Here is a 9,675-nt window from a genome sequence, read left to right on the forward strand (position 1 = left end):
CACACACCTGCCCCGGATCAGGTCACTTCTCACCCATCCACTGCCGCATCGTGGCCAACAGGTGATCCGGGTCCACCGGTTTCGTCACATAGTCGGACGCACCGGACTCGATCGCCTTCTCCCGGTCGCCCTTCATCGCCTTGGCGGTCAGCGCGACGATCGGCAGCCCGGCGAACTGCGGCATCCTGCGGATCGCCGTGGTCGTCGCGTAACCGTCCATCTCCGGCATCATGATGTCCATCAGGACGACCGCCACGTCGTCGTGCTGCTCCAGCACCTCGATGCCCTCGCGGCCGTTCTCCGCGTACAGCACCGACAGCCCGTGCTGCTCCAGGACGCTGGTGAGCGCGAACACGTTGCGGATGTCGTCGTCCACGATCAGCACCTTCTGCCCGCCGAACCGCACCGCGCGCAGCGGCTGCGGGGCGCTCTCCGGCTCGGGCGCCGCCGACCACTGCTCGGTGGGCTGCTCGGCCCGGGGCAGGCTCCGCCGGCGGCGCCGGAACAGCGCCGCGGGACCGTTCTGCGTCTCCTGGTACGACTTCACCTCGGCCGGCGTCTCGACCTCCGCCGCGGACAGCTCCGAGGACGGCTCGGACCGCGAGGCGACCAGCTCACCGGCCTCCAGCGGGGGCACGGACTGCTGGTAGCCCTGCGGCGGCAGCTCGCTCGGGTGCAGCGGCAGGTACAGCGTGAACGTCGAGCCGCGGCCCGGCTCGCTCTGCGCGTGGATCTCACCGCCGAGCAACTGCGCGATCTCCCGCGAGATCGACAGCCCGAGGCCGGTACCGCCGTACTTGCGGCTGGTCGTACCGTCCGCCTGCTTGAACGCCTCGAAGATCACCCGCATCTTGCTGGCCGCGATGCCGATGCCCGTGTCGGTCACCGAGAACGCGATCAGCTCCCCCTCCGGATCGGCCAGCGATCCGGCCTCCAGCAACTGCTCCCGGATCGACGGCGGCACGTTCGAGCCGGCCGGCCGGATCACCAGCTCCACAGAGCCGGAATCGGTGAACTTCACCGCGTTGGACAGCAGGTTGCGCAGCACCTGCAGCAGCCGCTGTTCGTCGGTGTGCAGGGTCGCGGGCAGCTCCGGGGAGACCCGCACCGACAGGTCCAGGCCCTTCTCCGCCGTCAACGGCCGGAAGGTTGCCTCCACATAGTCCACGAGCTGGACCAGCGCGATCCGCGTCGGGGAGACGTCCATCTTGCCCGCCTCGACCTTCGACAGGTCCAGGATGTCATTGATCAGCTGAAGCAGATCGGAACCGGCGCCGTGAATGGTCTCGGCGAACTCCACCTGCTTCGGCGACAGGTTGCCCTCGGCGTTGTCGGCGAGCAGCTTGGCCAGGATCAGCAGCGAGTTGAGCGGCGTGCGCAGCTCGTGCGACATGTTGGCCAGGAACTCGCTCTTGTAGCGCATCGACACCGCGAGCTGCTCGGCGCGCTCCTCCAGGACCTGCCGGGCCTCCTCGATCTCGGTGTTCTTCACCTCGATGTCCCGGTTCTGCCGGGCCAGCAGCTCGGCCTTCTCCTCCAGTTCGGCGTTGGACACCTGGAGCGCCTTCTGCCGGTTCTCCAACTCGGCGGACCGCTCACGCAGTTGCTCGGTCAGCTCCTGCGACTGCTTCAGCAGCTGCTCGGTCTTGGTGTTGACCGAGATGGTGTTCACGCTGGTCGCGATCATCTCGGCGATCTGGTTGAGGAAGTCCTTCTGGATGTGCGTGAACGGGGTGAACGAGGCCAGCTCGATGATCCCGAGCACCTTGCCCTCGAACAGCACCGGCAGCACGATCACCTGCGCCGGCGGGGCCTCCCCGAGCCCGGAGGAGATCTTCAGATAGCCGCTGGGCGCGTTCTCCACCAGGATCGTGCGCTTCTCCTCGGCGGCCGCGCCGACCAGCGCCTCACCGGGCCGGAACGACGTCGGCATGGAGCCCATCGAGTAGCCGTACGAACCCAGCATGCGCAGCTCGTAGTCGTCCTCGCCGCCGGCCGCGTCCTTGCCCTCCATCAGTGGCATCGCCACGAAGAACGCGCCGTGCTGCGCGGAGACCACCGGCGTCAGCTCGCTCATGATCAGCGAGGCCACGTCCTCCAGGTCCCGGCGGCCCTGCATCAGCGCGGAGATCCGGGCGAGGTTGCCCTTGAGCCAGTCCTGCTCCTTGTTGGCGATCGTGGTGTCGCGCAGGTTGGCGATCATCTTGTTGATGTAGTCCTGGAGTTCCTGGATCTCGCCGGACGCGTCCACGTCGATCTTCAGGTTCAGGTCGCCGCGGGTCACCGCGGTCGCCACGCGCGCGATGGCACGCACCTGCCGGGTCAGGTTCCCGGCCATCTCGTTCACCGACTCGGTCAGGTCCCGCCAGGTGCCGTCGACGTCCCGCACCCGCGCCTGACCGCCGAGCTGGCCCTCGGTGCCCACCTCGCGGGCCACCCGCGTGACCTCCTCGGCGAAGCTGGACAGCTGGTCCACCATCGTGTTGATCGTCGTCTTCAGTTCGAGGATCTCGCCCCGCGCGTCGATGTCGATCTTCTTGGTCAGGTCACCCTTGGCGATGGCCGTGGTGACCATGGCGATGTTGCGCACCTGACCGGTCAGGTTGGACGCCATCTGGTTCACCGACTCGGTGAGGTCCTTCCAGGTGCCGGCCACGCCCGGTACGTGCGCCTGACCGCCCAGGATGCCGTCCGTGCCCACCTCGCGGGCCACCTTGGTGACCTGGTCGGCGAACGAACTCAGCGTCTTGACCATCGTGTTGATCGTGTCGGCGAGCTGGGCGACCTCGCCGCTCGCCTCGATCGTCACCTGGCGCGTCAGGTCACCGTTGGCGACCGCCGCCGCCACCTGCGAGATGTTGCGCACCTGCATGGTCAGGTTGTTGGCCATCAGGTTGACGTTGTTGCTCAGGTCCTTCCAGATGCCGGTGACACCCGGCACATGGGCCTGACCGCCCAGGATGCCCTCGGTGCCCACCTCGCGGGCCACCCGGGTCACCTGCTCGGCGAAGCTGGACAGCTGGTCGACCATCGTGTTGACCGTAGTGACCAGCTCAAGGATCTCGCCCTTGGCGTCCACGGTGATCTTCTTGGACAGGTCGCCCTTGGCCACCGCCGTCGTCACCTCGGCGATGTTGCGCACCTGGATCGTCAGGTTGTTCGCCATGAAGTTCACCGACTGCGTGAGGTCCTTCCAGGTGCCCGAGACACCCTGCACCTCCGCCTGGCCGCCCAGCATGCCCTCCGTGCCCACCTCACGGGCCACCCGGGTGACCTCCTGGGCGAAGGACGACAGCTGGTCGACCATCGTGTTCAGGGTGTTCTTGAGTTCCTGGATCTCCCCGCGCGCGTCCACGGTGATCTTCTGCGACAGGTCACCACGGGCCACGGCCGTCGCCACCTGGGCGATGTTGCGCACCTGGGCGGTCAGGTTGCCCGCCATGCCGTTCACGGAGTCGGTGAGGTCCCGCCACACACCGGCCACACCCGGCACCTGCGCCTGCCCGCCGAGGCGGCCCTCCGTGCCCACGTCCCGGGCGACCCGGGTGACCTGGTCCGCGAAGGCGGACAGCTGGTCCACCATCGTGTTGATCGTGTTCTTCAGTTCGAGGATCTCACCGCGCGCGTCCACGTCGATCTTCTGCGACAGGTCGCCACGCGCCACCGCCGTCGTCACCTGCGCGATCTGCCGCACCTGGGACGTCAGGTTCCCGGCCATGAAGTTGACAGAGTCCGTCAACTCCTTCCAGGTGCCCGAGACCCCGTCCACCCGGGCCTGACCGCCGAGCCGGCCCTCCGTGCCCACGTCCCGCGCCATCCGCGTCACCTGGTCGGCGAAGCTGGAGAGCTGGTCCACCATCCGGTTCACGGTGTTCTTCAGCTGGAGCATCTCACCGGAGACATCCACGGTGACCTTCTGCGACAGGTCGCCGTTCGCCACCGCCGTCGTCACCTGGGCGATGTTGCGCACCTGCCCGGTCAGGTTGCGGAACGCGGTGTTGACCGAGTCCGTCAGGTCCTTCCAGGTACCGGCCGCGCCCGGCACCTGCGCCTGGCCGCCCAGCTCACCCTCGACACCGATCTCCCGCGCGACCCGCGTCACCTCGGCACCGAACGCCGACAGCTGGTCCACCATGCCGTTGACGGTGTTCTTCAGCTCCAGCATCTCGCCGGCCACGTCCACGGTGACCTTCTGCGACAGATCCCCGCTGGCCACGGCGGTCGTCACGGCGGCGATGTCCCGCACCTGCGTCGTCAGGTTCCGGAACACCGTGTTGACGGAGTCCGTCAGGTCCTTCCAGGTACCGGCCGCACCGGGCACGTTCGCCTGCCCGCCGAGCCGGCCCTCCGCGCCGACCTCGTTCGCGACCCGCGTCACCTCGTCGGCGAAGATCCGCAGCGTCTCCGTCATCTGGTTGATCGTCTCGGCGAGCTGCGCCACCTCTCCCCGCGCCGGGACGGTCACCTTCTGCGACAGGTCACCATTGGCCACCGCCGTCGTGACCTGCGAGATCCCGCGCACCTGGGCGGTCAGGTTGCCCGCCATGGTGTTGACGGAGTCGGTCAACTCCTTCCACACGCCGGCCACCTCGGGCACCTGCGCCCGGCCACCCAGGATGCCTTCGGTGCCCACCTCCCGGGCCACCCGCGTGACCTCGGAGGAGAAGGCCGACAGCTGGTCCACCATCGTGTTGACGGTGTTCTTCAGCTCCAGCATCTCGCCGGCGACGGACACGGTCACCTTGCGGGACAGGTCGCCCCGGGCGACCGCCGTCGTCACCAGCGCGATGTCCCGCACCTGCGCGGTCAGCCGGTCCGCCATCGTGTTGACCGACTCGGTCAGGTCCTTCCAGGAACCCGACATCCCGCGCACCCGGGCCTGACCCCCGAGCTTGCCCTCGGTGCCCACCTCGCTGGCCACCCGCGTGACCTCGTCCGTGAACGTCGACAACTGGTCGACCAGGTTGTTCACCGTACGGCCGACCTTCAGGAACTCACCGCGCAGCGGATGCCCGGTGCCGCCGTCCGGCGCCTGGGTGCGCAGCTCCATGCGCGGCGACAGGTCGCCCTCCGCGACCGCCGTGAGCACCCGGCCGACCTCCGACACGGGCCGGACGAGATCGTCCACCAGCGCGTTGGAGTTCTCCACGGCGGCGGCCCAGGAGCCTTCACAGGCACCCGTCTCCAGGCGTTCCGTGAGCTTCCCCTCGCGCCCCACCATGCGCCGCACCCGCGACAGCTCACCCGTCAGATGCAGGTTCCGGTCGGCCACCTCGTTGAAGACGGCGGCGATCTCGGACATCACGCCGTCCCCGGACACCGTGAGCCGCTTGCGGAAGTTCCCGTCGCGCATCGACACCAGAGCGGCCAGCAGCCGGTTCAGGGCGGCTGTGTCCACGGTGGTGGTGCCGCCGCTCCCGCCCAGGGACGGACCGCCCTTCGCGCGCGTCCTCGAACCCCGCGTCGCCGCGCCAGACTCCACTGTGTCCCTCCCGGAGGGGTAGACCGTCACTGCCGTGCTCGGGCGCCTCGGCCCCGGCCCGCCGACGACCGGCGTGCCGACTGCTCCCGCGTACCCGTTCCTGCTGCGTATCTCCGCCGGACGAGATCCACAGCCCCCGCAGGGGCTGCTGCCCACCACCCCGGCCGCCCACGCGGCGCGACCGGGCCTTCATCAACCGGACCTTCGTCACAAGACAAGCCTGCCCAGTGTTTCACCCCGGCCGAACCAGGCCATAACAGTTCGGCAGCTTCGCACACGGTCCGCACACCTGGGGGGTAAACACCGGCGACCGGCATCCGGTCGGACCGCGAAGGTAAGTAACCTTGCATGCGGCTGTCCAGCCGCACCGGTCCGACCGGCCTGGGCGGTGGCACGAGAACGAGCGGGCATCGGAGGGGCGGCCGCAGACCATGACCACCGGACTGGTCCCCGGGGGACAGCCCCCGGATCAACAGCCGACGGGCGAGCGGCTGCCGCAGCAGCGGCGCGAGCCCGTCGGCCCCGGAGACCCGCACGTCGACAACCGGCCGAGGAGTTCTGTGATCACCGCGCGCGCGGCCGCCAGCTTCGAGCCCGTCGGGCGATCGGTAGCGACCGCCCGGTCCTTCGTCCGCGACACCCTCCAGGGCTGGGGCTTCGCCGACGTCGTCGACGACGCCGTCGTCCTCACCAGCGAGCTGGTGACCAACGCGGTCGTCCACGCGGGCACCCAGGCGGAGGTCCTCTGCCTGCGCACCGAGGACGGCGTGCGCGTCGAGGTCTCCGACCGCTACCCCGAGCGCGAGGTCCCCCTCCAGGGCGCGGTCTCCGCCGGCATGGGCAACCCGGACCGCGAGGGCGGCCGCGGTCTGCAGCTGTGCGCGGCCCTGGCCACCCGCTGGGGCGTGGACTACACGCCCACCCACAAGAACGTCTGGTTCCAGCTCAACCTGCCGGAGCGCCCGGTGGGCACCCGCACCGCCGGCCCCGCCCTGCCCGCCGCCCTGCTCCCGCTGGCCGACGGCCGGGTCCGCGTCGCGGTACTCCAGGTCGACCGCAAGGGCTCCGTCAGCGCCTGGAACGAGGACGCCGAGGATCTCTTCGGCCACCCGGCGGCCGAGGCCGTGGGCAGACCCCTCACCGAGCTGGCGGCCTGGCCGCACACCCCCGGAACCGGCACCGGCATCGCCGAGGCCCTCCAGCTCTCCCGCTGGGAGGGCAGCTACGGCATCCGCGGCGCCGACGGCCGCGTCGTCCCGGTGTACGCCTCGCACCTCAGGGTCCGCGACACCGGCGGCGAGCCCTCCACCGTCTGCCTCCTGGTCCGCGACCACGAGCGCGCCGTCCTCCAGACACCCTCGCGCGCCCCGGCCTCCGACCAGTCCCCCTCCTCCGACGGGCTGGGCGCCGACCCGTTCGAGGTGTTCATCGGCTCCCCCGCCCCGGACGACCTCGACGGCCTGCTCCAGCGCACCGTGGAACGCGCCCGCGACATGCTCGACGGCGACTCGGCGTTCCTGCTCCTCGCCACCGACGACGAGACCGAGCTGGAGGTCCGCGCCTCCACCGGCCTGCCCTCGGCCCGCCAGCGCTTCGCCCGCGTCCCCGTCGAAGCGGGCCCCGGCCGCTACAGCTCCGCGCGCATGCCCGCCGTACACGACGACCTGGCGGCCGTACCCGGCGCCGTACCCCTGCTCGGCGGCACCGGCATGCGGTCGGTCGTCACCGTCCCGCTGAAGGTCGAGGGCCGCCTCACCGGCTCGCTCGGCGTCGCCGCCGAGGCACCCGGCCGCTACTCCAACGAGGAGGCGCTGCGCCTCCAGTTCGCCGCCGACCGGATCGCCCTGGCCGTCGAGTCGGCCCGCCTCGGCGAGCTGGAGCGGCTGCGCCGCGGCTCCCTGAGCTTCCTCGTCGAGGCCTCCGACCTGCTGGCGGGCACCCTGGACCGGGACCAGACGCTGGCCCTGATGGCGCAGATGACGGTCCCGACGCTGGCCACCTGGTGCGCGGTGTACACGATCGCCGACCAGGCCTCCGAGCCGTACCTCTCCTACGTCCTGCACGAGGACGAGGAACTCATCGACGGCATCAAGTCGTTGCTGTCGAAGATCTCCCCGCCGGACCCGGTGCCGACCCCCGGCGCCCGCGTCTGGAGCGCCCCCGGCGAGGTCGCCCACCGGGCCGCCCTGCGCACCTCCATGCGCAGCCTCGGCCTGTCCGGCGGCCCCACCCACCAGTTCGCCTCGGGCATCGGCCCGACCCTGGCCACGGCCGCCGCGGTCGGCGGCGAGACGGTCGTCCTGCCGCTCGTGGCCCGCAACCGCGTCATCGGCATGCTGACCCTCGGCAAACCCACCGACGAGCACTTCCGCCAGGAGATCCTGGAACTCGCCGAGGACCTGAGCCGCCGGGCCGCCCTCGCCCTGGACAACGCCCGCCTCTACTCGGAGCGCACGGCCATCAGCCAGGCCCTCCAGCGCAGCCTGCTCCCGCCGGGCACCCCGCACATCGACGGCGTCGAGGTCGAGGTCATCTACCGCGCGGCCGGCGAGGGCAACGAGGTCGGCGGCGACTTCTACGACGTCTTCCCCATCGGCGAGGGCGCCTACGGCTTCGCCATCGGCGACGTCTGCGGTACGGGCCCCAACGCCGCCGCCGTCACCGGCCTCGCCCGGCACGCGCTGCGCCTGCTCGCCCGCGAGGGCCTCAGCGGCCCGGCCGTCCTGGAGCGGCTGAACTCCGCGATCCTCGACGAGGGCGACCGCAGCCGCTTCCTGACCCTGCTGTACGGCGAGTTGCGCCCGCAGGACGACGGCAGCGCCGAACTCAAGGTGGTCTGCGCCGGCCACCCGCTGCCACTGCGGCTGCGCCAGGACGGCACGGTGCGGCCAGCCGCCGAACCCCAGCCCCTGCTGGGCGTCATCGAGGACCTGGAGCTGTACGAGGAGACCTTCGTCCTCGACCCCGGCGACGTGCTGCTGTGCGTCACGGACGGCGTCACCGAGCGGCGCGAGGGCACACGCATGCTGGGCGACGACGGTCTCGCCGACGTCCTCACCACGTGCACGGGCCTCACCGCCGGCGCGGTGGCCGCGCGCATCATGCGGGCGGTGGAACGCTTCGCCTCGGACGCCCCTTCGGACGACATGGCGATCCTGGCGATGCGCATCCCGGGAATCCACCCCGAAACCTGAGAAGCGGAGCACGAAAAAGGCCCCACCCGGAAAGGGTGGGGCCTTTTTGTGGCGGAGCCCCCAAACGGAATCGAACCGTTGACCTTCTCCTTACCATGGAGACGCTCTACCGACTGAGCTATAGGGGCCTGTCGTTTCGGGGTTTCCCCCGGCGGCGACGAAGAAACTGTACCCCGAACAGCGCCGACTTCCCAAATTAGTTCGGGCCTGTTCGGAAGGCGCCTCAGAAGGCCGCCTGGAGCAGTCCGCCGAGGGCGTTGCAGGCGGACACGACGCGCTGCATCTCCCGCCGGGTGAGCGCCGCGTCCACGGGCAGCGCGAGCGTCTCGTCGGCGGCCAGCTCCGTCTGCGGCAGGGACACACAGCGCCGGAACTCCGGCAGCCGGTGCACGGGCGTCTTCACCGGTACCCGGCAGTCGACTCCCCTGGCCTGTACGGCCCGTGCGAACGCGTCCCGGTCGGGCCGGCCGTTCCCCGGCACCCGCACGACGTACTGCTGATAGGTGTGCCCGTCGCCGCCGTCCGGCGTCCGCACGCCCTTCAGCCTGCCGTCGAGATAAGCCGCCCGCTCCCTGCGCTGGGCCGCCTCGTCGTACGACGCCTCGGCCTCGGCCTGCTCCAGGACCAGCAGCCCGTGCCGCTGTCCGAGCGCGTGCAGGCGCCGGAGGTCGGGCCGCCGCCCGAAGCGGTGTACGGCGACGACCCCTGCCGTACGGGGAGTCAGGACCGCCTCGACCGCGCCGGGGTCGAGGCAGTAGGTCAGCGGGTCTATGTCGGCGAACACCGCAAGCGCGCCGGCCTGGGTCACGGCCTCGGCGACCTCGACGTTCCCGAAGGCCGGTACGACGACCTCGTCACCGACGCCGACGCCGGCGGCCCTGAGCATTGCTGCAGTTCCCATGCCTGGGATGCTGGGTGCGCAACGTGAACGACACGTTACGCGCAACAGAAAAAGGTCAGATCCCGAACCGAAGTTCGGGATCCGACCTTTGAAAGATT

Annotated in this window: 3 protein-coding genes and 1 tRNA gene; 1 reads left to right on the forward strand and 3 read right to left on the reverse strand. The window is 70.4% G+C overall.

Annotated elements, in window-relative coordinates; genetic code table 11:
- Positions 1–22: 22 nt before the first annotated feature.
- On the reverse strand, positions 23–5,482 hold the full coding sequence (locus NX794_RS31895; protein ID WP_258783120.1) for a HAMP domain-containing protein: 5,460 nt from the start codon (positions 5,480–5,482) through the stop codon (positions 23–25).
- A gap of 431 nt (positions 5,483–5,913) precedes the next feature.
- Between NX794_RS31895 and NX794_RS31900 the strand changes: the two genes are divergently transcribed.
- Positions 5,914–8,676 (forward strand): SpoIIE family protein phosphatase, encoded by a 2,763-nt coding sequence (locus NX794_RS31900; protein WP_258783122.1) that lies wholly within the window; start codon positions 5,914–5,916, stop codon positions 8,674–8,676.
- A gap of 55 nt (positions 8,677–8,731) precedes the next feature.
- Here the strand turns inward: NX794_RS31900 and NX794_RS31905 are convergent.
- Together NX794_RS31905 and NX794_RS31910 are read right to left on the reverse strand one after the other, a co-directional pair.
- Positions 8,732–8,804: transfer RNA gene (locus NX794_RS31905), tRNA-Thr, on the reverse strand.
- Positions 8,805–8,899: 95 nt separating this feature from the next.
- Positions 8,900–9,562, reverse strand: coding sequence for a DegT/DnrJ/EryC1/StrS family aminotransferase (locus tag NX794_RS31910; RefSeq protein WP_258783127.1), 663 nt, complete (start codon positions 9,560–9,562; stop codon positions 8,900–8,902).
- Between the last annotated feature and the right edge of the window lie 113 nt (positions 9,563–9,675).

Source organism: Streptomyces pyxinicus (genome assembly GCF_024753135.1).
Taxonomy (GTDB): domain Bacteria; phylum Actinomycetota; class Actinomycetes; order Streptomycetales; family Streptomycetaceae; genus Streptomyces; species Streptomyces pyxinicus.